The sequence below is a fragment of the Colwellia sp. MEBiC06753 genome, assembly GCF_053470325.1.
In genome coordinates this window covers 1-25,220 of sequence record NZ_JBQMTM010000018.1, presented here as the reverse complement: position 1 = coordinate 25,220, position 25,220 = coordinate 1, and the positions used below count along the sequence as shown (strand labels likewise).

The following is a 25,220-nucleotide window of genomic DNA, read 5'->3' as shown; positions in this document are numbered from 1 at the left end:
AGGCTCCTTTTTTACCCCAGCTAGAGCTAGCTTCAGCGTTAACCTTGCATCATTAAAAATTCGACAATTTTATTCATCTCTAAATTAAAATCATTGGCTCTAACACTTTTGACTATATGCTCGTCGCCGGCAGATAAATCGATATCTTTTGCCATGGTGTAATGACGATAATCAATATTATAAAATGAGCGAACTTTTGGGCGAATCGGGTCATCAGTTCGCGCTTCAACAATGGCTATGTTTTTAGTATTCAACTCTACTAAAGAGCCCACGGGGTAAACCCCCATGCAGCGAATAAATTGATCAACAAGTTGTGTATCGAGTTCACCTTGCTCGGCAAGTTTTCTTAAAATATTAAACGCTTTAACGTGGCAATAACCATCTTTGTATATTCGATCTGCTGTTAGTGCATCGAAAATATCGCAGATAGTGATCATGCGTCCATAAAGTGAAATATCATCAGCGTTTAATTGGAATGGATAACCTTGGCCATTAAGCTTTTCATGGTGCAAAGCTGCAACTTCCATACTTAGCTCGGATATATTGGGAGTAGCGTTAATAATCTCAATTGAGTGATTAACGTGGGTTTTCATTATTTCAAATTCTTCAGCGGTAAGCTTGGCTGGTTTATTAAGTATTGCATCAGGTATTTTGATTTTGCCAACATCATGTAAAAAACCGCCAATGCTGATCTCTTTGGCAATACGTTTATCTAGCCCCAAATGGCGGGCGAAAATTGCCACCAGTACCGATACGGATACAGAGTGCTCAAGTAGGTACTCATCTTTAATTCGAATATTGAGAATGCAGGAAAGTGCATCTGGATTATTAAATACCGCTTCTACGGCTTGATCTGTGATCTCTTTAACTGGTGCAAGATCTATAGTCTTGTCAGCAATGATATTTTCCAGTACTTGTTTTTGAATATTTTTTGAATCTGAAAAGATTTTCTTGGCTTGAGCAAGTTCAAAGCCGACAGGGGCTCTAGGCCCAGAAACTGGCTTTACTGGCTCGAAAGTAGTTGATTGATCTTCATGGAAGGTAACTTCCAATGTTTTAGAGGTATCGATTAATACAGATTTAACGCCGTGACTAGCTAAGTGGCCGATGACCTCTTTACTTTTTACGTGTCCAGGGCCTTTAAGTTGGTAGGTGCCTTCCTGCTGTACAATATCAACAACGTAGTGTCCTAATTCAGCATCATTTAACGATATTTCTATGATCATAGTGCTAGATAACCGCAAACTTCCATGAATGGTTTTAATTCCACTTGAATTAATTACTATAGCATTTCAATGAAGAATTTCGAGTAATACGTTATTCGATTCAATTAAATATGCTGGTAATCAATTTGCTTATTTTTATGTTTATATAATTGCTCATCTGCCCGTTTAATTAACTCATCCATTGATTGTTTACCATCACTTTCGGCAGCCCCACAACTGATAGTGATCGGCAACATAGTACCTTGATAAGGCATAGGGTTGTCGATAAAGAATTGGGTTAAACGTTTGGCAGCAATTAATGCTTCATTTTGACTTTGGCTGGCTAATGTAATGACAAATTCATCGCCTGCATAACGGAAGCAACGATCGGTTTCGCGGATTAACTCTTTTAACTGGTTTGCAACATAGGAAAGGACTTTATCACCGCAGTCATGACCATAAGTGTCATTAATTTGTTTAAATTTATTACAATCGATAAACAATAGTGAAAACGGCACGTTATAGCGTTTTTGTCGGCTGAGCTCTTCGGTAATGGTAACTTCCATTAGTCGGCGATTTGCAACGCCAGTCAATCGGTCGTAATGGGCCATGTATTCAAGCTGTTCACGAATTAATACATTTGATAGTGCCAAGCTAACTTTTACTGCGAGCTGCTCTAAATGCAAAGTGCCTAATGTTGGTGCAAATCGTTCAGCATTAGCGTCAGTCATCAGCAGGCTGCCAAATAATTTACCTTCTAACTTTAGTGGAATAAATGCCGCAGAGCCTGCTCCTTCAAACAATGATTTAGGTAAGATACACTCAAATTGGGTTAATTCGGTGATGAGCAGTGGCTTTTCTTGTGGATGTAAAAAGGTTAAACGTTGTTCAGCAATTTTTCGGGTATGAGCTTTATGCCATTCCGATTGCGCCGCATTGCTCAACATATAGCTGATCGGTGGTGGATCTATTAATAACAATTGAATATTGAGTAGGTGAAATTTCTCTTTAATTAAGCCTAGCAGTGTTTGCAATAGTTCTTTACTTGATTTGGTGGCAAGAATGGCGGTTTCAATTTCAAAGAGCTTATTGGCGATAGCTTCATTGATACGAGAATTTTCTATTAATTGTGCCAGTTGTGACATGAATATCCACTTAACGACTACTCAAGGATGGTTTCATTGTTATGAATTTTTGATTCGGAGGCAAGAAAAACTATGATGGCTACTCGCTTAAAATTGGTACTGAACTTGCTAATCATACTACCAATAGCAAGGTTTACAGCTTGTAGTCAAAATGATGTCATCGACAATTGTTTACACATTAGTTAGCTTTACTCGTTAACGAATTTTTTGACTTAGCCGATAACGTGGTTGCAAGCTAATTTTTTCATCTTACTTTTGCGGTTTTTATCAATGCGTATTTTTATTTTTTCTTTAATAATGTTGTTAACCAGTGGCGGGGCCTTTGGCCAAAATTTGCAAGCGGTTCAAATATATACAGATAACCAGTTGCTTGATTTAATTAGAGAAAATAAACATTTAAGCCAAGTGGTATTAGATGAATGTCAATTGGTTCAAGATATTGAAGCACGCGCAGTAAAAGCAGAATTGCCATCTTATCAATTTTTGTGGGGTGATATGCTGGCCTACGGTGTTTGCGTCAAGAAAAATGTTGAACTTGGGCTTTACTATATGCAAAGTGCTGCGGATCAAGGCTTGCCTGAAGGTCTTGAGCAAATGGGGCGTTATTACCACATCGGCAAATTTATGCAGCCAGATTTAGATAAAGCCATTATGTATTTAAAAGCGGCGGCAGCGTCAAACAATTTAAAAGCACAATTACGCTTAGCGGATATATACAATAGTGGTGCTGGCAGTCCACTGGATTTTCCCGAGTTATATTCGCAATTGCATCATGCAGTAACCGATGATAAAAAGCTTCATCAACGAATCACTGCGTCGTTGGCATTGTTAGCTGAAAAAATGCCTGAGCACATTGTTGCTAAAGCTAAACAACTAAAATATTAATCTAGAAGATTTTTTCTTTGCAATTCGTTCACAACCCTGCTTGATTTAGGTTTATAATGTAAAAAAAATCCAGAGCTATTCTTGTGACCCAATCAGATCCGTTCAAAGATCGCGAAGCCGAAAAATACGAAAAACCTGTTGCTAGCAGAGAGCATTTATTAGAAATAATAAAGCTTTCCGCTGTACCATTAACCTTCAGTGCCATTATTAAAAAACTTAATTACGGTAATGATGAAGACAGAAAGGTAGGTATCAAACGGCGACTTAGAGCCATGGAAAATGCGGGTCAAATTACCTTCAATAAATTTAAGCAATATGTCATTGCAGATAAAAACACTAAGTTAACTGGTCGCGTGATTGGCCATCGTGATGGTTATGGTTTCTTTGCACCTGATACTGGTGGTAAAGATTACTTTATTTCTTCTCATGAAATGCAGCGGGTATTTCATGGCGATATTGTTGAAGCAATTCTATTAGATCGCACTGATCGTCAAGGTCGCAAAGAAATAAAAATTCTTGATGTTATCGAGCCAAGAAAAAATGGCGTGGTTGGTCGACTATTTGTTGAAAATAATATTGCCTTTGTTGTGCCGGATGATGCCAAAATCAATCAAGATATTATGATCACTCCTGATGGCCGATTAGGCGCTCGCCATGGTCAAATGGTGGTGGTGGAAATTATCCAGCGCCCAAGTAAGCGTTCAAATGCGGTTGGTAAAGTGGTTGAAGTACTGGGCGATCATATGGCGCCAGGTATGGAAATTGAAATTGCGCTGCGCGAGCACGATTTACCTCATCAGTGGCCTAATGAAGTGGTATCTGAAACCGCATTATTATCAGAAGAAGTCGATGAACAGGCTAAGCAAGGTCGGGTTGATTTAAGAAGTTTGCCGTTAGTTACTATCGACGGTGAAGATGCCAGAGACTTTGACGATGCGGTTTTCTGTGAGGCTAAAAAATCAGGAGGCTGGCGTTTATGGGTTGCTATTGCTGATGTTAGCTATTACGTAAGACCAGGTTCCGCGCTTGATGACGAAGCTTTTTCCCGCGGCAATTCTGTTTATTTTCCCAGCCAAGTTATTCCTATGTTGCCGGAAAAGTTATCAAATGGTTTATGTTCGCTAAACCCTGATGTTGATCGCTTGTGTATGGTTTGTGAAATGACGGTGAGCGCTCAGGGCAAGCTTTCAGGCAGCAAGTTTTATCCAGCAGTGATGCGCTCCCATGCTCGTTTTACTTACACTAAAGTGGCGGCAATATTAGATGGTGACCAAGAGCTACGCGAGCAATACGCTGAGCGAGTGCCAGAGCTTGAAGAACTGCACCGATTATACAGTGCGTTAAACGATGCTAGAACACAGCGCGGTGCTATCGCTTTTGAAACCGAAGAATCACGGTTTATTTTTAACGCTGATCGCAAAATTGAAGCAATTTTACCGCTGATCCGAAATGATGCTCACAAGATGATTGAAGAGTGCATGATTTTGGCGAACGTCGCGACAGCAAAATTTATCGAAAAGCACAAAATGCCTGGCTTATTTCGCGTACACGACAAACCTAGCGAAGAAAAATATAAAAACTTTGTCTCGTATTTAAGCGAGCTTGGGCTTGCGATGCCATTTCAGGAGCAACCTGAGCCTCAAGATTATTGCGATATTTTAGCCAAAGTTGCCGACAGGCCAGATCAAGAGCTGATCCAAACCATGCTGCTACGCTCAATGCGCCAAGCGGTGTACCAAAGTGAAAACATTGGTCACTTTGGTTTAGCGTTACAATCTTATAGTCACTTTACCTCGCCAATTCGCCGTTACCCTGATTTAGTTATTCATCGGGTGATTAAAGCGATATTGGAAGCGCAGGAAAATAACCCAGTAAATATTGGTTGCTTTAGCTATAACGAAGAGCAAGTTGTCGCTCTAGGTGAGCATTGTTCAATGACCGAACGACGTGCTGACGATGCCACCCGCGATGTTGCTGACTGGCTTAAATGTGAATATATGCAAGATCACGTTGGTGATGAGTTTACTGGCGTGATATCGACAGTGACTAACTTTGGTATGTTTGTACGTTTATCTGACTTACATATTGAAGGTTTAGTGCATATTACCTCGCTTGGCCGTGACTATTTCCACTTTGATGATGTGCGTATGTGCTTATCAGGGGAAAACTCTGGCGCAAAATATCATGTTGGTGATGTGCTGAAAGTGCAAGTGGCGGCGGTTAACCTTGATGAAAAGAAAATTGACTTAGTACTTGCTGGTGAAGATGCGGTGATTAAGCGGGCGAAACCACTGCGCGGTCAACCGAAAGATAAAGCTAAAAGCTCAGCTAAAGGACGAAATGCTAAAGCCGGCAGAGGTGGTGCTAAATTCGACCCAAACAAGGCTGATCCGAAAAAACCGTCCGGTAAAAAAAGTAGCAGTAAGAAAAACAAACAAGAAAAATCAAAAGTGACTAAGCGTAAAGCACGTAAATCACGTCCGGGCAAAAATGAACGCAAACGCAGAAAGAGTTAGTAAAAGAGATAACTAATGGCTAAAGATGAAATTGTATTAGGTATTCACGCAATCAATGCTTTGATCAAACGCTCACCTGAGCGCTTTATTGAAATGTGGTTGTTAAAAGGGCGTGATGATGAACGCTTATTGCCAATTATTAACTTAGCGCGTAAATACAAAATTCCTGTGCAGTTTGTCCATCGTAAAGTGCTGGATGATAAATCTGATGGTGAGCAGCACCAAGGGGTTATTGCTCGTGTTACGCCCGGCAGAACCTATTCTGAAAATGATTTGGACGAAATTTTAGCGCAAGCAGATGCAAATAATCAGTCGCCATTTTTATTAATTCTTGATGGTGTTACCGACCCTCATAACTTAGGCGCTTGTTTACGTAATGCCGATGCCGCTGGTGTACAAGCGATAATTGTGCCCAAAGATAATGCCGCGCGTCTTACTGCTACGGTAAGAAAAGTGGCGGTAGGTGCCGCTGAAACTGTACCATTAGTACAAGTCACTAATTTAGCGCGCACCATGAAACAGTTGCAGAAAATGGGGGTTTGGATTATCGGCACTGCTGGCGAAACCGATACCTGCCTGTATGATGTTAAACTAAGTGGCCCAATGGCGTTAGTGATGGGTGCAGAAGGCAAAGGCATGCGCCGTTTAACTCGTGAGCATTGTGATCAGTTGGTGAAACTGCCGATGGCGGGCAGCGTTTCTAGCTTAAATGTTTCTGTGGCAACGGGTATTTGCTTATTTGAAATTGTTAGGCAGCGACGAGCGAATTAGCTTAAACAATGCTGGTTCGCTGTTGCTAATTACGGTGTTAGTTAAGTTAAGGTGTTAGTTAGTAAAGTTGTTAGCTAAATAGCCCAATCTAATTGGGCAGTTCTATGTCATTGGCTTTATCGTCAGGATATAGCGTTAACCAAAGCTGTTTATTTTCGATAGGTGTTTCTGTCGGTAACGTATCATTGGTTAAATGGAAAAATCGCTTATCGTGCCATTGGCTTAGGGGAAAAAGCCCTTTAGTCATGGCGTCCGTTCTCATCAATTCATCTAAACTACCATCGGCCATTGCCCGTTCTAAACCTACCTTAAGTTGTTCCGCCAGTTTTGGGTGTTCTTTGTTAGTAAATAAATAGATGGCAAAAGGGTAGTGCAAAATAGTGTTATCAAATATGGTCAGATCTGGGTACTGGGCTTTGGCAACGGCAAGTTCTGCATAGCCTTCAAATATTGCGCGTGGGAAGTAATCACAACGTTTTTGGTCAAGCATAGTAAACATTAAGTTAAAGCGAGCCACCCGCATAACGCGGTAGCCGTTATTTTCCAAAATATCTGAATCTGGCCAATGGCTGCCTTGACAAGCAACTTTGTTTTTCAATTCCTGTTCTGATAGCTGGCTAAACATTTCGAGATCTTCACCGCGAATAATGGATACGCGATAGCCGAGTAAGCCTTTAAATAATGGAATGCGAATTGGAATAAGTTTTTCTTCGCGCTCTTTATGGGTGCCAGCCCAAAAAACATTGATGACGTCTTTCTCTAGTAATTGAAGGGAGCGGCCGTGGGTAGACGCGGCAATATCAACAATATTAACAGATTGGTAAGGATATTCGTCACGAGTTCTGCTTAGTGCTAGCTCAATTAAAGAAATGTAATAACGATGGCTTGCATCTTCGGCCGATTGCGGGCCATGCACTTTAACCTCTGACGCAAAACTGTATGTAGCAACGGTTGAAAATAAGATGAACGCCAACAACTGCACTCGACTATGCACTTAAAAATCCCTTAGAAATCTGAAATTTAATCAATGATGAATCTCCATACATCTATATGTTAGCGCTAGATAGTAAATAAATATAGCTGGAAAATATACTAACTCGTTAACATTGCGCGAAATAATCCGATCTTTGCTTGTATTTATTGGTTAATTTCCCTACAATACGCGACCTTAAATCAGCCGCAAGTTTTTGTTCCTTGCCTCAACACTGGTGTTGGCTGAGCCAGATACGAGGCTACAACCGTAAGGAGCTCGTAATGCGTCATTACGAAATCGTATTTATGGTTCACCCTGATCAGAGTGAACAAGTACCTGGTATGATCCAGCGTTACTCAGACATGATCACTGCAGCTAGTGGCACAATCAACCGTCTTGAAGACTGGGGTCGTCGTCAATTAGCTTACCCAATCAATAAATTGCACAAAGCACACTACGTTTTAATGAACGTAGAAGCGCCTCAGTCAGTTATTGATGAATTAGAAACTTCTTTCCGTTATAACGATGTAGTTCTACGTAACATGATCATGCGCACTAAAGGCGCGGTAACTGAAGCATCACCAATGGCGAATGCTAAAGATGACCGTCGCGAAGCTAAGAAAGAGGTTACTGAAGCACCTGCTGCTCCTGCTACAGAAGAAGCTGCTGCTGAATAATCTGTGACTACTAATTGTTTGGTGTTGGTAGGTGTTGTTGCAAAAGCGCCAACGTTATCAACAAGCCCAGCGGGTATTCATCATTGCCAGTTTGTGATTGAACATCGTTCAATTCAATTGGAAAATGAGTTTAACCGACAAGCATTCGTTAGAATGCAAGTAGTGGCAACAGGTGATTGGTCGCAAAACTTAGTAAGTGAATTAACTGAAGGTATGCAAATTCAAGTGTCTGGTTTTATTAACCAACACGAATCGAGAACGGGTAACCCTATCCTCGCATTGCATGCCCAGCAGATTGAAATGATTAATTAGATGACGACTTTTGCTAGCGAATTGTTCAGCAAGTAAAGTAGCATCAAATATATGGAGAAATCCCATGTCACGTTTTTTTAGACGTCGTAAGTTCTGCCGCTTCTCAGCGGAAGGCGCTAGCGAAATCGATTACAAAGATATCGCTACGTTAAAAAACTATATCACTGAAAGTGGTAAAATCGTTCCTAGCCGTATCACTGGTACAAGTGCTAAATATCAACGTCAACTTGGTCGTGCGATCAAGCGTGCTCGTTACTTAGCATTATTACCGTATACTGATTTACACAAGTAACCTAAAGGGGCATTACGATGGAAGTTATCCTTCTAGATAAAATCGCCAAGTTAGGCGGCCTTGGTGACAAGGTAACGGTAAAGTCTGGTTACGCGCGTAACTACTTATTACCACAAGGTAAAGCGGTATTCGCTTCTAAAGCTAACGTTGAGCACTTTGAAGCTCGTCGTGCAGAGTTAGAAAAGCAATTAGCTGAAGCATTAGCAACAGCTGAAGCAAACGCTGCTAAGATCACTGAATTAGCTGAAGTTACTATTGCATCAACTGCTGGTGACGAAGGTAAGTTATTCGGTTCTATCGGTACTAAAGATATCGCTGATGCAATCACTGCTGCTGGCGTTGAAGTATCGAAAGCACAAGTACGTATGCCATTAGGTACAATCCGTGAAACAGGTGAATACGATATCGTTATCCACTTACACACTGATGTAGACGTAAACGTTAAAGTTGTTGTTATTGCTGAAGCATAATTAACACTTTAATGTGAAAAACACCGCACATCTTAGATGTCCGGTGTTTTTTTATGCCTGAAATTTGTTAGTTGTAAAATCTAGTGTGGTATTAAATGGATATCACTACTATAACTAAATGATAGTTAACAAAAGTTTAACAGGTGCATGGAGTGGCAAAAATTTTAACCCATACCTTAAAAGCGGTGATTCAACGCTTTGATATCGGGGCGTTGCTACTTTATATACTTTGTGTTGGCTTACAAGTGGCAAGTATCTGGTCTGAGCAAAATCAGCAGGCAGTTGATATTAATCAAAAATACAGTCAATGGTATCCTAGTGCTTTAGTGCAAATTAGTGATCACCAGTCTGATCAAATTATCTATCAAGAAAAAAGCGCTCGCTTTACCCTTTTACGCAAAATCGACGGTGATGAATATCGTTTGCTATTCGTTCATCCGCTTTCGGTCATTCTCACATCATGGCTATTCTGGGGCTTTAATTTATTATTTGCTGCTTGTGTTTTTAATATTAGATTGAGTTTGCACAGAGCATTGTCTCATTCTTATTTACCCATTCGCTCGCTAGAAAATTGGGCTTCATTATCCCGAATACATGGAAAGTTTCAGCCAATAGCTCGGCAAGAACAAATTAGTGAGGCGATTGCTGAAATGATGCAAAAACTCCATGAAGCAAAAAATACTCAAGGTGAAACCGAGCTTAGTATTCGAGAACGTGTATTACTAGATGCAGAAACCGGTGTCGGTAACCGCGAATTTTTTAATAATCGTTTAGAGGCGTTATTAAAAGAAGAAGATGCGCGCGGCGTTATTTTTCTCATTTGCTTAAAAGACTTAGATACTGTTCAAGCAATGTATGGCAATGGTCAAGCCATTGAAGTTGTTGAACAAGCCATTCAGTTGATTAATAAGCGTTTAAAAAACTTTAGTCATTTCTTTATTGCTCGGCCACATCAAGATGAACTGGCGTTGCTATTGCCTGGCTTATATAGCGATGAAGCCCAAAAGCTCGGCGATAAGTTAATTAGCAGTTTAAAAACCCTGCCGCTACCTGTAGGTATTGATAAAGATGAATTTGTTCATGCCGGCATTGTTTGTTTTTCTGATGAAAGTCAGGGCTACAAACTATTGGCCGAAGCGGATATGGCATTGCGTAATGCCCAGCTGCAAGGACCATCACAATGGTTTATGTATGATCGCGGCGAAGTCGCGGTGGAAACAGCAAAAGGCTCGTTAAAGTGGCGAACATTTTTAACCAATGCCATTGAAAAAAACGCTTTTGTTATTTTCTTCCAACCAGTGATTGCCAGCCAAAGTGATCAAATATTACATCACGAAGTTTTATCAAAAGTCAGAGACAGCCAAGGCAAGCTGATTAGCGCGCGGGTGTTCTTACCGATGGCACAAAAATGCGGTTTAAGTGTTAAAGTTGATTCTTTGGTATTTGAGCAAGTATGTCGATTACTTAAATATGAAAGTAACCAGCGCGATGCCTGTAGCCTTAACCTGTCAATTGACACATTGCTTGATGAACAGTTTATTGAAGTGATGTTTACTAAGCTGGCACAGATGCCAGACATTGCTTGTCGGCTGATTATTGAAATAAGCGAATACCATCTAGTCAGCCATTTTAATAAGCTAAAACCTGTGATTAGCTTGCTTGATGAACTTGGTGTGGCAATTTTGGCAGATAAAGTCGGGCAATATGTTGTTAGTACGGATTATTTAGCTGAATGCCCAATTCGCTTTTTAAAGTTGCATCGCAGTATTGTTTATCAAATTCAGCAAAAAATTGAAAACCAAGTGTTTATTCAAATTTTAAAAGCGCGATGTAAGCAGCATAATGTTAAAATTTATGCGTTAGGTGTAGAAAGTAAAGAGGAATGGCAAACCTTAGTGCATTTGGGGGTTTCAGGTGGTCAAGGGCACTTCTTTACTGAACCCGTGGCACAGATGGCAAATGCGATTGTATTGCCTTGATGTATTGCTCTGGCACTCGATTTTGGTTAATCAATCCGCTGACACCTTGAATACCACCGGTATGCAGTAAGACTATTCTATGTCCGGCTGGGAAATACCCTTGCTCGATTAAATCAAGCAGCGCAAGCAGCATTTTACCCGAGTAAATCGGCTCAAACGGCACATTAAAATGTGTCGTCAGTTCCGCTAAATTAATGCAATCTTCAGCAGAAAATTTTGCATAACCACCGCGATGAAATTCGGTTAATAACCGCCAGTTTGTACTTGTTGCCCCGTTAGGTAACAAGGCCTTTATTTCTTGCAGTAAATACTCAGCCTGTTTGAGAACGGCAATGCTTAGGATTTGATGTTCTCCATTATCCGCTGCTATTAAGCCAGCCGTAGTTCCGCCACTGGCAATTGGTAGCATTAAACTGTCAAATTCAAGTTGGTTCGTTAACTCGTCAATAACACCAGCCATTCCGGTTAACGCCAGTTGATTGGTGCCACCTTCAGGTACAATAAAATAGTCAGGATATTGGCTAGTTAATTCATCAAGATAATCTTGCTGATATCGACGTTTATAGGTGATGCGATCAACAAAGTTAAGTTGCATTTGCCAGTGCTTGGCCCAGCTTAACGTGTAATTGTGTTGATACTCAGGCTCTCCTCGAATAATACCTATCGTTTTTAATTGTTGCTGCTGACAGGCATAGGCCAGCGCATGAATATGATTAGAAAAGGCACCGCCAAAACTTAAAATTCCCGAGTAGTCGTTGGCTTTAGCATATTCTATATTGCCTTGAAGCTTACGCCATTTATTGCCAGAAATAATAGGATGAATAAGATCATCACGTTTAATAAACACCTGAAGTTGGTGTTTGGTAAAGAGTGGGTGAGTTAATGCTTGTATCGGTGAAGGTAACACTGAGCTTTGCTAGTCATCGTTTCTTGAACGATGATTTTCTCTTGAATTAGTCTGTAAAGCTAGCATTGATTAACGCTTTTTAGCGGTTATTTTGATGTGAAGTTGGCATTAATTACTATAAACACATAAATTTAATGTGGTTATTATGACTTTGTGAGTGATGTAACTAGATGAATGAAATAGCAATTTTGGCGGTGATTTGGGCGAGCGTTTTTGTGGCGGCATTTTTTGCCCATAAAACACGATTAACCCCCGTACTGTGGTATTTATTTTGCGGAATGGTATTAGTTAATATCGGTGGCTTACCAGCTGAAATGCCTCAGTTTATCACTGATTTTGCCGAACTTGGCATCATTATTATTATGTTCGCGCTTGGCTTTGAAGAAGAAACTACGAATTTTGTTGGTAGTTTACGGCGTAGTTGGGGGATCGCATTATTTGGTGCTGTTGTGCCATTTTTCGTTGCCTACTTTACCATGCTTTATTTTTGGCAAGATGAAAACATTGCGCTACTAAGTGGTTTAGCGATGACAGCTACTGCGGTGTCATTGACAATGGTGTCGTTAAAAAGCGAGGGGCTCAATAATACACCTGCGGCAACAGGCATCATGACTTCTGCGGTACTTGATGACATTGGCTCTTTAGCGCTGGTGGCGATTATCGTACCTATTGCTACCGGCAGTGCCGCAATAAGTGTGTTAGGTATTGCGCTTACTTTAGGCAAAGCCATTGCGTTCTTTTTGGTGATCATCGTTATTGGTCGTTGGTTGTTCCCGACTAGCCAAGGCTTCATGCAAAAAATACCCATCATTGGGCACATAAACTTACGTGGCATCTTGTCGATGGGGCAAGGGGAATACACCATTTTATCCTTATTATTGATTGCGGTAGCCGTTGGCTTATTGGCCCATGAATTTGGCTTTCATCCGGCAATTGGTGCCTATATGGCTGGCTTGGTAATACATCAGGAATATTTTGATTTTCATCAAGAGCAGAAAGTCGATTTTTATAAACAGGCAAGAGAAATAGTGGATAACGTTGCTTTTACTTGGATAGGTCCTGTGTTCTTTGTTGCCCTCGGCACTAAACTTATTTTTGAACTGGATGTTTTTATTTCCGTCTTACCAGAGTCTTTGCTGCTATTTGTAGCCCTGTTTATAGGCCAGATTGCATCGGCAAGTCTAGCGGCACGTTTTACTGGTAACTTTAATTGGCAAGACAGTTTAATGATAGGTTTTGGTATGTTGGGGCGTGCGGAGTTAGCCTTTGTGGTGATGACGATTGCTTACGTACAATTCCCGATTTTATCGTTAGAGGCGTTTTATACCTTGATGCTAACTTGTTTCTTATTGAACATTTCAGTGCCGTTAACAATTCGTTGGTGGAAGCTAAAGTTTTTGCCAAATCAACAAGTGGTGGATTTAGTGACAAAAGAAGGTGAGCAGCTAGCGAAGTAACAACAAAGAAATAATAACAATGAAATAACAGCAAATACCTATGTTACTTCGGGTAAACGTTCGGGTAAATATTCAGGTAAATACGGATGGAATTTGAGGTTGAAGGCTGTTTTTATTACTAAAATGCTTGCGCCTAACAATGAAACAAGGATAATGAAATCAGAGCGTATTGATCTTTGCAGTATGATTTTGCAGCAGTCAATTGAGTTTATATACAAGGCTGAGCTTATGTAGTGTAGTTATTCCACATAAATAAGCGAGAACGCAGTAAATACAATCAATTGACGCTGTCTATCGATTCGTTTTGCTAGCTTTTACTCGTTGTTACACCGCATTTATTTGGAGCAAACAAACTTCACTTGATGTGCCTAGATTAAAAGCCATTAAATTCGAACAAAATTTATACTTTAAAGATCAACACGCTCTAATGCAGTGAAATCAAATTCTACCAATAATAAGAACTGTTGAATGTCGTTTATTACAAGAATTAAGCAACTATTTGCCCCGAAAACATCGAATCAAAGTATCGGTATCGCTTTTCGACAAGATGCTATTGCTTACTGTTTGTCAAGAACCGGCAATAATTACGATTACCAGCAATTTCCAATCAATGATGGTGTTTGGACATCATCATTGAACAAACTATTATCAGCAAGCACACTTACTGGGCGTGCCCAAATTAGCTTAGCGCCTAATCAATACCAAATTGTTCAAGTTGAAAAGCCTAATGTTCCCGACGACGAAGTGCCTTCGGCATTGAAATGGCAAATTAAAGACTTAGTCACTATTGCTCCTGAGGATATGATTGTTGATTACTTTTCTGGTGCACCTACAACTTCAAGCATTGAAAAAATTAATGTTGTTTGCGCAAGTAAATCGACGCTAAAGGTTTTGGTAGAACAGCTAAATCAAAGCAATATTGAATTAACGTCAATCATCACAGAAGAGTTTGCGTTTGCTAACTTGCTTCCTTTTACTGAACAAGCGGTAATGTTGTTATGCCAGCAACCGAATGAAGAAGTCATTATTTTAATTGTTAAAAATGGTCGCATTTATTTCCATCGTCGGTTACGAGGCTATGCTCAGTTAAGTACCAAATCAATGGAAGAGTTATCCACTGGGGTTATTGATGCCTTGAGTCTAGAAATTCAGCGCTCTAGTGATTATTTTGAACGCCAATTAAAACAAGCGCCTATCCGAGAAATTCAAGTCATTTTACCGATGAAAACCGAACATTATATTGTCTCGAAATTGGCAGAAAACACTAATACGCCGGTAAAGTGTTTTGAATTTGATGCTGTGCATACCGATAAAGCCATGTATGCCGCGGCAATTGGCGTATGCCAAGGGATAACTCAAGGGATAACAGCGGAGGCTAACGTCAATGCTTAAGCCTGATATTAATCTATTACAGCCTGAGCTGCTGGCAAAGTCACCATTAATGACGCTGCGCAATGTTGTGCTTATCTGGCTGCTGGCTCTCGTCGTCATGGTGTCATTAACACTTTATACTGATTTACAAAAAACTCAGTTAGCTAAGCAGTCAAAGCAATTAGTTGAGTTAAACCAACAGCTTAAATCGGAAAACCAGCGCTTACAAACACAATTGACCAATCATAAAGCAAGTAGTGCTTTAACGGCTGAATTAGAAACATTAACCGCATTACTGGCTAATAAACGCTATTTATATCAGCATTTAACCAATACTGACTTTACTTACGTTGGTGGTTTTGCACAGGCGATGGCGGAAATTTCTCGTTTGCATAGTAGCGATATCAGTTTAACGCAAATCGTTATTGATGATGCCGATATTGCGTTATCTGGAATGGCGCGTAATGCCAATGCTGTGCCTACCTGGCTATCTAATTTTGAAGGTTCAAATGTACTAGGCGGTCGCATGTTCCATCAGTTTTCAATGGCGACCCAAGCAAATAATTTAATTGAGTTTACTGTTGGTACCTCCGCAACTAAGCAAGTGGGGGCAAAATAATGGCTGCGTGGCAAAATTATTCTGATAAATTTTTAGCACTTACTAAGCGCGAACAGCATATTGTGCTTTGGGGCGGATTGTTTTTAATTATTTATTTAATTTTTAGTTTAGTGCTAGAGCCTAATTTAAAAGCGGTAAATCAGCAGCAGCAACGTATCTTAGGCTTAAACACCGAAAATCAAACAACGGTGCAAGCGAATGCCTTATTTGCTGAGGCACTGAGTGAAGATCCTGATCGCGCGACAGTGAAACAAATTGAACAGAAAAAGCAAATGTTGGCCAGTATCGACCAGCAGCTGTTAACCTTAACCTCTGATTTGATTAACCCTATTCAAATGCGAATTGCGCTAACCGATTTATTGGCGCTCACTCCTGGGGTCTCATTAACTTCATTTGAACTGCTGCCAGCCAATGCATTATTTGTTAATGCTGGACAAGTTAACGAGCAGGAAAGCAGCAACGAAAGTAATAATGCTCAATTAAAGAATAAGCTTCCACAGTCACAAGCTGTCGGTTTGTATAAGCACGCTATTAAATTAACCTTAAACGGTAAATATCAGGCTTTACAGCAATTTTTAGCTCAAGCGGAGCAACTTAAATGGAAATTTTTCTGGCAAAACTTTCAACTTAATGTCGTTCAATACCCAAACAATGAACTGTCGGTGACCATGTATAGTTTAAGTACAAAGCAGGAGTTTATCGGTGTTTAAATTAATTGGTGTTGCTCTATTGGCCATTTTTAGCGTCAGTGCTTTTGGTCAAAATGATCCAACGCGTCCATTAATAGCAGGTCAAGAAAGCGCACAAGCGATCAAAGGGCAAGGTAAGCAACTAATATTACAGTCAATCATTAAGTCGACAGATAAACAACAATACAAAGCGATAATCAGTGGTCGGCTAGTAGAACAGGGCGCCAAAGTTCTTGGCTTCACTGTGATTAAAATAGAGCAACGCCATGTGGTTTTGCAGTCAGCGGAAAATGTAAAAAAGTTAACGCTATTTAATGCACCGTTAATAAATTATAAATAAAAGAAATTCTTATGAAAAAGCCTCAAATTAGTTTGTTTATTCTTAGTATGGTTGTGGCAATTACTGGTTGTACATCAAAGCCAGAACAACCCACTTTTATCGTAAATGATTTAGAAAGTAGTATTGAGGACAGTGCAGCCAAATCGTCGAAAAAACCTGTTGAACAATTACCGGCTGCGGTACAGCAAGAATTAATTCAGCACACCATGGACAGTGCTAAGCAGTCATTGCTGGCTGAAAAGCGTCTGGACATTGCGGCTGTGCAAGTGGATGCCAAAGAATTTTTTGCTGCTATTGTCGAAGACTCACAATATAGTGCTGCTGTGCATCCTGATGTGGCAGGTAGTATTACTCTAAACCTAAAAGACGTCACTATTGATGAAGCGCTAGCAGTAATTCAAGATTTATATGGTTTTGATATTAAGCGTGCGGGGCGAGTTATACAGGTTTATCCGTCGGGTATGCGCACTGAAACTATCCCATTAAATTATTTGTTTGTTAAACGCTATGGCACTTCAAGCACTAGCATCAATTCTGGTGGGGTTGCGGAAAATGACCCTAACAGCAATAACAATAATAATGGCAGTAACCGTAATAGCGGTAGTCGTAGTAGTAACAACAACCGTGGTTATGGCAATCAAAATGGTCAAAACTCGGTGAGTGGCATTAATCTTTATACTGAGAATGAATCTGACTTTTGGAAAGAGCTTAAAGAAACGTTAGTTTCATTGGTAGGTAGTGATAATGGCCGCTCGGTAATAGTGTCACCACAGGCAGGGTTAGTGACAATTCGCGCTTACCCTAATGAAATTAAATCGGTTCGCAATTTTATTAATGACACCCAGAAGCATTTGCGTCGCCAAGTGATCATTGAAGCGAAGATTATGGAAGTAACGCTTAATGACGATTACCAACAAGGTATTAAATGGGAAAATGTTTTAGGAAGTATTGGCAGTACCGACCTAACTTTTTCTACCGCCGGTAATATTATTGGCAACACCATTAGCTCAGCCATTGGTGGCACTACTTCATTAAGTATCCAAAATACCGACTTTAACGGTGTTATTGAGCTGCTACAAACCCAAGGCAATGTTCAAGTACTTTCAAGCCCGCGTTTAACCGCAACCAACAATCAAAAAGCAGTAATTAAAGTTGGTGAAGATGAATATTTCGTCACCGATATTTCTAGTACAACGACTACCGGCACATCAACAACGGTAACACCAGAAATTGATTTAACGCCGTTTTTCTCAGGTATTGCTTTAGATGTTACTCCACAAATTGATGAAAGTGGCGAAGTAATATTGCATGTTCATCCTTCGGTTACGGTAACCCAAGAACAGTTGAAAACCGTTACGATTAACCAAGAAGACGTTATATTACCGTTGGCGCAAAGTACGGTAAGAGAATCAGATACCATTGTTCGCGCAAAATCTGGCGAAATCGTGGTGATTGGTGGCTTAATTGAAACGCGCAAGGTAGATTTAGAGTCGAAAACGCCGCTATTAGGCGATATCCCGCTAATGGGCGAGCTATTCAAAAGTAAATCGCAAACAACGCAAAAGAAAGAATTAGTGATCATGCTTAAGCCGGTGGTGATAGGCTTTGATACGTGGCAAGATCAGCTTAAAGACGCGCGTGATATGCTTAAACAATGGTTTCCTGATAGTAAATAGCTCATGTACCTATACCACTTTGGCTTTAGAGAACTGCCGTTTACCTTAACGCCAAATACTAGTTTTTATTTAGGATTAGCGCCTCATCATGAGGCGTTGGCGGTATTAATGACCGCGCTAAAAACCGGCGAAGGTTTTCTTAAAGTTATTGGTGAAGTGGGGACCGGTAAAACGTTACTGTGTCGAAAACTACTCAATGAAATTCCCGAGCATTTTGTTACCGCCTATATTCCCAATCCTTATTTAAACCCTGATGAATTACGCCGAGCAGTTGCAACAGAACTTGGCGTGAAACAAGCTCAGCGAGTTTCGGCGCAATTGTTGACTCAACGAATTCAAGAGCGCTTAATGGAATTGCATAGCCAAGGTCACTCAGTAGTGTTAATTGTTGATGAAGCTCAAGCATTGCCAGAAGAAAGTTTAGAAGCGTTGAGGTTATTTACCAATTTGGAAACCGAAAGTCGAAAACTATTGCAAGTGGTGATGTTTGCGCAACCGGAGCTTGAACAACGTTTGGCTCAACAGCATTTTAGGCAGCTTAGGCAACGGATTACTTTTTCTTATACGCTTAGGCCAATGACAACAAAAGAAGTGGAACAATATATTCAGCATAGGTTGCAGGTCGCTGGCTATAAAGGGCCAAATTTATTTTCGCCTAAGGTATGCCAACAGCTGACAATAGCCAGTAAAGGCATTCCGCGGTTGGTGAATATTCTTTGTCATAAAATGTTGATGTTAGGCTATGGCGAAGGTCAATACCACCTTACTAAACATCATTTAATGCTAGCGGTAAAAGATACTGAAGATACGGCCAATCTTCATTGGCATCATTATAAATTAATAATGCTGGGCTTTGGTTTAATGCTTATGGCAGCGGCAATTTGGTTAACATTTATTAAGCCGGAGTTGGTAGCATGAGTGTCATAAACCAAATGCTAAAAGATTTAGAGAAGCGAAATAGCGAACCATCAACTCAAGCAGACATGAGCCAGTCAGCACTTATGGCGAGTCAAAAACCAAAATCTCCAATGATGCCAATAGTGCTAACCTTTATTGTAACTGTGGCAGCGGTTGCTGTGTTTTGGCTTTATAGTCAAAATCAGGTATTACAAAACCAAGTTTTAGAAAAACAGCTATTAGAAAAACAAGTTCAGCAAAATCAGGCTCAACAAAATCAAAATCAGAGCCAAACTAATCAGAATCAAGTTAACCATAGTCAAGTTAACCATAGTCAAGCACAGAGCTTGCCAGCCATTGAAACGTCTATCACTAAAAATAATAAAACTGATGAGCCAAAGTCAGAATTATTAAAAGATAATAACTGGCAGCAAAAAAGTGAGCTTATTAATGCCGAGCAGGTAGCAGTTGAACCTAATGGTGAGCAAAGCATTACAACGATTAACCTTGCGCCCAAAAGTGAGCCAAAGCCGTCACCGGTTAAGCCTTTACCAGATGAAGCACAAGTTGATCCAGCTATTAATCGTAACGCTAATGTGCAGGCTGCTAAGCCACAGTCTTCGTTATCGATTGCGCGTAAGCAGCTGAGCCCAAGTGAGCTAGCGAAACAAAAAATGGCGCAAGCATATCAAGCGATAGAGCAAGGGGAAGGCAACCGCGCTGAGCAATTAATGCAAGATGTGCTATTGCTTAAACCTGAACATCTTGAGGCACGAAAGCAGTTAACGGCAATCTGGTTTGCACAGGGAAATACTCAAGCCGCGTTTAATTTAGTGAATCAAGGTATTACGTTAATGCCTCAAGAGCCTAGCTTTCGGTTAATGGCGGCGAAAATTTTGCTGCAACAACAATTAAATAAAGCAGCATTTGAGGTGTTATCCGTTCTCAAGAATACGCCGCAGGTTGAGTATCAATCGTTATTAGCGCAAAGTGCTAGCGCGGTTGAACAGCAAAAGTTTGCGATATCGGCTTACCAGCATTTGATCAAGTTACAGCCAAACAATGCGAAATGGCATTTAGGTTTAGCCATATCACACGATAAAAATAGCGGTTTTAACGAAGCTATTGCCAGCTATAAGGAAGCGCTTGTTATCGGTGGGTTATCAGCGGCCAGTCAGGCATTTGCTGAGCAACGAATTTCAGCGTTAGGAGACTAATAAAATGCCAGCACCTAAATTAAAAATGCGCTTAGGTGATTTGCTTGTTCATGAGCATATCATTGGCGAAGATCAATTAATGCAGGCATTAACGAGCCAGAAAACCTCAGGTCGTAAACTTGGTGATGTGCTTATTGAGCTTGGCTATATCGGTGAAAAGCAGTTGTTGTCGTTTCTTGCGCAACAACTTGATGTGCCATTTATGGACATCAGCCAAATTCGTATCTCCCCTGAAATTGCCCACTTATTGCCAGAGGTTCATGCCAGGCGCTTGCGAGCATTAGTAATTGAAGATAGGGGCGAGAGTGTACTTATTGGCATGAGCGATCCTGCAGACTTGGGCGGACTCGATCAGCTTGAGCAAATGTTAGCACCTAAACGTATTCAGCTGGCTGTGGTAATGGAATCACAACTATTTGAAGCATTTGATGGTTTATATCGCCGTACTGCTGAAATTGAATCATTTGCAAGCCAATTAGAACAAGAATACGAACAAACATCTGATTTTGATTTATCGGCTACCTTTGATGATGGTGGCGATGCCACCGTAGGCAAGCTATTACAGTCGGTGTTTGAAGATGCGGTACAAATGCGTGCCTCTGATATTCACATTGAGCCTGATGAAAAACAATTGCGCATTCGTCAGCGCATTGATGGTGTATTACAGGAAAATGTTTTAAACGAAAACAAAATAGCCTCGGCATTAGTGCTGCGTTTGAAATTAATGGCTGGGCTTGATATTTCTGAAAAGCGTTTACCGCAAGATGGCCGTTTTAATCTGCAAGTCAAAGGGCACAGTGTTGATGTGCGGATGTCGACTATGCCAGTGCAATATGGTGAGTCGGTGGTTATGCGTTTGCTTGATCAATCAGCCGGATTGTTGTCGCTTGATGAAACCGGCATGCCGCCAGAATTAGTCGCAAGATTACGCCATCAAATTACCCGTCCTCATGGTATGGTGTTAGTAACGGGGCCGACAGGTAGCGGTAAAACCACAACGCTATATGGCGCACTCAGTGAGCTTAATCAGTCAACTAAGAAAATTATTACAGCTGAAGACCCAGTGGAATATCGTTTACCTAGAATTAACCAAGTGCAAGTAAACAGTAAAATTAACCTTAATTTTTCGAGTGTGCTGCGTACAGCACTTCGCCAAGATCCCGACATTATTATGGTGGGTGAGATGCGAGATCATGAAACCGTTGAAATTGGTTTACGTGGCGCGTTAACGGGTCATTTAGTGTTATCAACGCTACATACCAATGATGCTATCACCAGTGCACTACGTTTAATTGATATGGGGGCAGCAGGGTTTTTAGTCGGTAGCTCTTTGCGAGCCGTCATCGCTCAACGCTTAGTGCGTCGTGTTTGTGAGAATTGCGCTACTGACTATCACCCAGACATTCAAGAAACGACTTGGCTAAATCACTTGACGGGTACAGATATCAGCCAATTGAGCTTTAAGCAAGGGAAGGGCTGTCAAACGTGTCAATACACCGGCTATAAAGGTCGTATTGGGGTATTTGAGTTACTCGAAATGAATGAAGCGATGATCGGCGCGCTAAAGCAAGAAGACACCGAAGCGTTTACCCAATTTGCTAAAGCAAGTCCGTCGTTTAAACCTTTAGCCAAAGCGGCATTTGATTATGCAAAAATAGGAATAACTACGGTTGAAGAAGTGCTCAGGCTGGTTGAAACTGTCGATGTCACAGGGTAATTAATGGCGATATTTAACTACATTGGGCGTAATGCTCAAGGTGAACAAGTAAAAGGGGCAATCGAAGCGTCAAATACAGCGGCGGTTGCTGAACTATTATCGCGGCAAAATATTATTCCAATCGCTATTGAAGCGGGCAAAGCTATCAGCCAAGGCTCTGGTGCTAATTTAAATATCGGCGAATTGCTTGGTTTTAACCAAGTGACTTTGGATGACTTAATTGTACTATGTCGTCAAATGCATGCGTTGATGCGCTCTGGTGTGCCAATTCTACGGTCAATACATGGCTTATCAGAGTCCACTACTTCACTAAAATTGAAGCAAGTATTAGCCGATGTAGCTAGCCAGTTGGAAGGCGGTAACGCGCTGTCGTCGGCATTAAATCAACATAAGTCGGTATTTTCATCATTGTTTGTATCTATTGTGCATGTTGGGGAAAATACCGGCCAGCTTGATCAAGCATTTCTCAAACTTGCAACCTATTTTGAACGTGAACAAGAAACTCGCAAGCGAATAAAGTCAGCTTTGCGCTACCCAAGTTTTGTCATTATCGCGATTATTATTGCCATAGTGATCCTTAATATTTTTGTGATCCCTACTTTCGCAAATATGTTTGCTCGCCTTGGGGCTGACCTTCCCTTGGCTACAAAAATTTTAATCACAAGTTCAGAGTTTTTCTTAGATTATTGGCCGTATCTATTGGTGGCCAGTTTAGTGGGGATTTTCGGCGTTCGCTACTACGTGCGTACCGATAACGGGCGATATTTTTGGGATAAGCGCAAACTAAAACTACCGGTTGTTGGCAGTATTATTGAACGATCAATTTTATCGCGCTTTACTCATAGTTTTGCCATCGTGTTAAAAGCTGGTGTGCCAATGACGGCCGGTTTGTCGCTGGTGGCAGATGCGGTTGATAACAAGTTTATGCAAGAAAAAATCTTGAAAATGCGTCAAGGAATAGAAAGTGGCGACAGCTTATTACGTACTGCACTAACCAGTGAACTATTTACGCCATTAGTGTTGCAAATGATTGCCGTTGGTGAGGAAACTGGTCGAGTTGATGAATTACTCGAAGAAGTGGGTGATTATTACGAACGAGAAGTCGATTACGACTTGAGTACGCTAACCGCTCGTATTGAGCCAATATTATTAGTGATCGTAGCGATCATGGTATTGATTTTGGCTTTAGGTATTTTTACGCCTATGTGGGATATGGCATCAGCGTTCCAAGGTAAATAATGACTAGGCAAAGTGAGGCTGAAACAAAAGAGCGCTCACTAGCAGAGTTGTTAATTATTGTGACTTTGCTGGGCTTACTGATGGCCGGTTTTGTTAATTATTATTTTAAACATGGGTCGCGAATTACTGATGCCGGCGTGCAAAGTTTAGCCAATCGCTTTGCTGCACATATTCAGGCGATTCATGGCCAATGGTTAATGGATGGGCGGCCAACTCAGGTTAGGCTTAAAGATAGTTCAGGCTCGATTGCTATGATTAGTGTTAATCAATACGGCTGGCCAGATAGTGATAATTGTCAGCATATTTGGCAACAAGTATTAGATATGCCATTAGAGCTTTTGAAACAGCCAGTGGCAGTTATTGAGCTCAATAGAAATACCGTTGATAACAGTAAGATTTGTCGTTTTAGTATCAGCAGTGAGAAGTATTTTGATTACTACCCGAAATCAGGTAAAGTAATTAAATAATCTTCCCGTAAAGTCAGTGACTTATCAGATAATTCACTGCTAGAATTAGTTAACGCGTGCAAGTAAAAGGTGTACACATGAAAAAGCAAGCTGGTTTTACCTTAATTGAACTTGTTATTGTGGTGGTTATATTAGGCTTTCTAGCCGTGACTGCAATTCCAAAGTTTTTAGATTTAACTGATCAAGCCAAACAAGCCAATATTGAAGGCATGGCTGGGGGCTTTGCTACTGCGGTATCGTTAGCTCGTGCTCAGTGGGAAGCGGAAGGTCGTCCTAAAAATACTGGTGGATTAAATTCAGTTGACTATGATAGCACCACTTTAATTTTAACTACTGAGGCGACCAATGTTCGCCCAGGTTATGTTACTGGTTTAACTGATGGCGCTGGTTTAGGTGGCGGATTTGATGTTAATAACTGTGTAGAAATTTGGGAAAATATCTTACAACAGCCGCCAGTAATTGAGTCAACCATTGCCGCATTAAATAGCAACAACTCTGCTAATTACTTTGCCGCTTTAGTCAGTGGTGGTAATGCAGGTAATAATGTTTGTGCATACTATTTAAAAGAATCATTAAATAAAGATGCTAATGATGAGTTTGTGGCACCAGCAGGTGGCGCAGAAAAGTCTACTGGTAACTTATTTACCTATGATCCATCAAATAGTTCAGTTATTGTTTACGTTAACAATTAAAAGTAACCGTAATAAGAGACAACCCTATGAAAGTATTAAATAAACAATCTGGTTTTACGCTTATTGAGCTTGTAGTCGTGATTGTTATTCTTGGTATTCTAGCCGTAACTGCTGCGCCAAAATTTTTAGACCTACAAGGCGATGCCCGCACTTCAACCTTACAAGCGGTTAAAGGTTCTATGCAAAGTGCCTCAAGCTTAGTGTTTAGTAAATCACTGATTGCAGGTAGTGAAAATACAGCTGATACGACATTGACGACTAATGTTGGCACTATTAATACTGTGTATGGTTATCCATCTTCGGCAAGTGCCGATGATGATGGCGCTAATACATGGGCAGCATTATTGGAAGTAGATACCACTAGTGAATTTACTATTAGTGTGATTAGTGATGTGGTTTATGTCACACCTTATACTGATGGTAATGCATTAACCGTTGCACCAACTGAATGTTTTGCTTCATATGCTCAGGCGACAAAATCAGGCACAGATCCAGTAGTGCCACCAGCGCTTAGCGTTGATGAGTGCAATTAGTTTTCGTCTACAGTGACTAAATCAGTTAAAAAAAGAGGGCATATGCCCTAATACCGATCAGTTAGGCATTTATTTACAGATCAATTGAACGATCTTCTGAGTATGTAAAAATCCGATAAACATTGTTTATCGGATTTTTTATGCTCGTTTCTCAAGCCCTAGATGTCATTAATC

The 25,220-nt window shown here is 40.6% G+C and carries 25 protein-coding genes; 21 read left to right on the top strand and 4 right to left on the bottom strand.

Features of this window, described 5'->3' with window-relative positions; genetic code table 11:
* Positions 1-38 precede the first annotated feature (38 nt).
* Positions 39-1,226 carry an HD-GYP domain-containing protein gene (locus ACOB82_RS14040; RefSeq protein WP_448213604.1) on the bottom strand — a complete coding sequence of 396 codons (1,188 nt, stop codon included), beginning with the start codon at positions 1,224-1,226 and terminating at the stop codon, positions 39-41.
* 104 nt (positions 1,227-1,330) lie between these two features.
* Positions 1,331-2,350, bottom strand: coding sequence for a DUF484 family protein (locus tag ACOB82_RS14035; protein ID WP_448213603.1), 1,020 nt, complete (start codon positions 2,348-2,350; stop codon positions 1,331-1,333).
* A gap of 270 nt (positions 2,351-2,620) precedes the next feature.
* Here ACOB82_RS14035 and ACOB82_RS14030 point away from each other — a divergent pair, with 270 nt between their 5' ends.
* The 3 genes from ACOB82_RS14030 to rlmB all read left to right on the top strand — a co-directional run bounded on the left by ACOB82_RS14030 (position 2,621) and on the right by rlmB (position 6,522).
* Complete coding sequence (locus ACOB82_RS14030) at positions 2,621-3,235, top strand: tetratricopeptide repeat protein (RefSeq protein ID WP_448213602.1); 615 nt, start codon at positions 2,621-2,623, stop codon at positions 3,233-3,235.
* Positions 3,236-3,318: 83 nt separating this feature from the next.
* Entirely contained in the window at positions 3,319-5,751 is a 2,433-nt protein-coding gene (gene rnr, locus ACOB82_RS14025; protein WP_448213601.1) for a ribonuclease R, read from the top strand.
* Positions 5,752-5,766: 15 nt separating this feature from the next.
* Positions 5,767-6,522 (top strand): 23S rRNA (guanosine(2251)-2'-O)-methyltransferase RlmB, encoded by a 756-nt coding sequence (rlmB, locus tag ACOB82_RS14020; RefSeq protein WP_448213600.1) that lies wholly within the window; start codon positions 5,767-5,769, stop codon positions 6,520-6,522.
* An 88-nt stretch (positions 6,523-6,610) separates the two neighbouring features.
* Here the strand turns inward: rlmB and ACOB82_RS14015 are convergent, their stop codons facing one another.
* On the bottom strand, positions 6,611-7,516 hold the full coding sequence (locus ACOB82_RS14015) for a hypothetical protein (protein ID WP_448213599.1): 906 nt from the start codon (positions 7,514-7,516) through the stop codon (positions 6,611-6,613).
* Between the two features lie 260 nt (positions 7,517-7,776).
* Between ACOB82_RS14015 and rpsF the strand changes: the two genes are divergently transcribed.
* The 5 genes from rpsF to ACOB82_RS13990 all read left to right on the top strand — a co-directional run bounded on the left by rpsF (position 7,777) and on the right by ACOB82_RS13990 (position 11,225).
* A complete protein-coding gene (gene rpsF, locus ACOB82_RS14010) occupies positions 7,777-8,172 on the top strand; it encodes a 30S ribosomal protein S6 (protein WP_448213598.1) in 396 nt (131 codons plus the stop codon).
* Between the two features lie 3 nt (positions 8,173-8,175).
* Entirely contained in the window at positions 8,176-8,484 is a 309-nt protein-coding gene (gene priB / locus ACOB82_RS14005; RefSeq protein ID WP_448213597.1) for a primosomal replication protein N, read from the top strand.
* A 64-nt stretch (positions 8,485-8,548) separates the two neighbouring features.
* Positions 8,549-8,776 carry a 30S ribosomal protein S18 gene (gene rpsR / locus ACOB82_RS14000; RefSeq protein WP_074500237.1) on the top strand — a complete coding sequence of 76 codons (228 nt, stop codon included), beginning with the start codon at positions 8,549-8,551 and terminating at the stop codon, positions 8,774-8,776.
* Between the two features lie 17 nt (positions 8,777-8,793).
* The gene (rplI, locus tag ACOB82_RS13995) at positions 8,794-9,246 is read left to right on the top strand and encodes a 50S ribosomal protein L9 (RefSeq protein ID WP_448213596.1); all 453 of its coding nucleotides are present in this window, start codon (positions 8,794-8,796) and stop codon (positions 9,244-9,246) included.
* Positions 9,247-9,398: 152 nt separating this feature from the next.
* Positions 9,399-11,225, top strand: a complete 1,827-nt coding sequence (locus tag ACOB82_RS13990) for an EAL domain-containing protein (protein ID WP_448213595.1) — start codon at positions 9,399-9,401, stop codon at positions 11,223-11,225.
* Here ACOB82_RS13990 and ACOB82_RS13985 read toward each other — a convergent pair.
* Positions 11,179-12,132: a 1-aminocyclopropane-1-carboxylate deaminase/D-cysteine desulfhydrase gene (locus ACOB82_RS13985; protein WP_448213594.1), complete on the bottom strand. Its 954-nt coding sequence runs from the start codon at positions 12,130-12,132 to the stop codon at positions 11,179-11,181. The two genes, ACOB82_RS13990 and ACOB82_RS13985, sit on opposite strands and share 47 nt — an antisense overlap.
* A 170-nt stretch (positions 12,133-12,302) precedes the next feature.
* Here ACOB82_RS13985 and ACOB82_RS13980 point away from each other — a divergent pair, with 170 nt between their 5' ends.
* From ACOB82_RS13980 to ACOB82_RS13920, 13 genes are all read left to right on the top strand, one after another.
* Complete coding sequence (locus ACOB82_RS13980; RefSeq protein WP_448213593.1) at positions 12,303-13,589, top strand: cation:proton antiporter; 1,287 nt, start codon at positions 12,303-12,305, stop codon at positions 13,587-13,589.
* 468 nt (positions 13,590-14,057) lie between these two features.
* A complete protein-coding gene (locus ACOB82_RS13975) occupies positions 14,058-14,981 on the top strand; it encodes a hypothetical protein (protein ID WP_448213592.1) in 924 nt (307 codons plus the stop codon).
* Positions 14,974-15,579 (top strand): PilN domain-containing protein, encoded by a 606-nt coding sequence (locus ACOB82_RS13970; protein WP_448213591.1) that lies wholly within the window; start codon positions 14,974-14,976, stop codon positions 15,577-15,579. Before ACOB82_RS13975 ends, ACOB82_RS13970 begins: the two co-directional genes overlap by 8 nt.
* Positions 15,579-16,289 (top strand): type II secretion system protein GspM, encoded by a 711-nt coding sequence (gspM, locus tag ACOB82_RS13965; protein ID WP_448213590.1) that lies wholly within the window; start codon positions 15,579-15,581, stop codon positions 16,287-16,289. Before ACOB82_RS13970 ends, gspM begins: the two co-directional genes overlap by 1 nt.
* On the top strand, positions 16,282-16,608 hold the full coding sequence (locus ACOB82_RS13960; protein ID WP_448213589.1) for an agglutinin biogenesis protein MshK: 327 nt from the start codon (positions 16,282-16,284) through the stop codon (positions 16,606-16,608). The genes gspM and ACOB82_RS13960 overlap by 8 nt, the downstream gene beginning before the upstream one ends.
* Before the next feature lie 11 nt (positions 16,609-16,619).
* On the top strand, positions 16,620-18,284 hold the full coding sequence (gene mshL / locus ACOB82_RS13955; protein WP_448213588.1) for a pilus (MSHA type) biogenesis protein MshL: 1,665 nt from the start codon (positions 16,620-16,622) through the stop codon (positions 18,282-18,284).
* Between the two features lie 3 nt (positions 18,285-18,287).
* A complete protein-coding gene (locus tag ACOB82_RS13950; RefSeq protein ID WP_448213587.1) occupies positions 18,288-19,202 on the top strand; it encodes an ExeA family protein in 915 nt (304 codons plus the stop codon).
* Positions 19,199-20,398, top strand: coding sequence for a tetratricopeptide repeat protein (locus ACOB82_RS13945; protein ID WP_448213586.1), 1,200 nt, complete (start codon positions 19,199-19,201; stop codon positions 20,396-20,398). The genes ACOB82_RS13950 and ACOB82_RS13945 overlap by 4 nt, the downstream gene beginning before the upstream one ends.
* Before the next feature lie 4 nt (positions 20,399-20,402).
* The gene (locus tag ACOB82_RS13940; RefSeq protein ID WP_448213585.1) at positions 20,403-22,115 is read left to right on the top strand and encodes a GspE/PulE family protein; all 1,713 of its coding nucleotides are present in this window, start codon (positions 20,403-20,405) and stop codon (positions 22,113-22,115) included.
* A 3-nt stretch (positions 22,116-22,118) separates the two neighbouring features.
* Positions 22,119-23,354, top strand: coding sequence for a type II secretion system F family protein (locus ACOB82_RS13935; protein WP_448213584.1), 1,236 nt, complete (start codon positions 22,119-22,121; stop codon positions 23,352-23,354).
* The gene (locus tag ACOB82_RS13930) at positions 23,354-23,821 is read left to right on the top strand and encodes a hypothetical protein (RefSeq protein ID WP_448213583.1); all 468 of its coding nucleotides are present in this window, start codon (positions 23,354-23,356) and stop codon (positions 23,819-23,821) included. Before ACOB82_RS13935 ends, ACOB82_RS13930 begins: the two co-directional genes overlap by 1 nt.
* Positions 23,822-23,898: 77 nt before the next feature.
* Complete coding sequence (locus tag ACOB82_RS13925) at positions 23,899-24,513, top strand: type II secretion system protein (RefSeq protein ID WP_448213582.1); 615 nt, start codon at positions 23,899-23,901, stop codon at positions 24,511-24,513.
* A 26-nt stretch (positions 24,514-24,539) separates the two neighbouring features.
* Positions 24,540-25,046, top strand: coding sequence for a type II secretion system protein (locus ACOB82_RS13920; protein WP_448213581.1), 507 nt, complete (start codon positions 24,540-24,542; stop codon positions 25,044-25,046).
* The last annotated feature ends 174 nt before the right edge of the window (positions 25,047-25,220 follow it).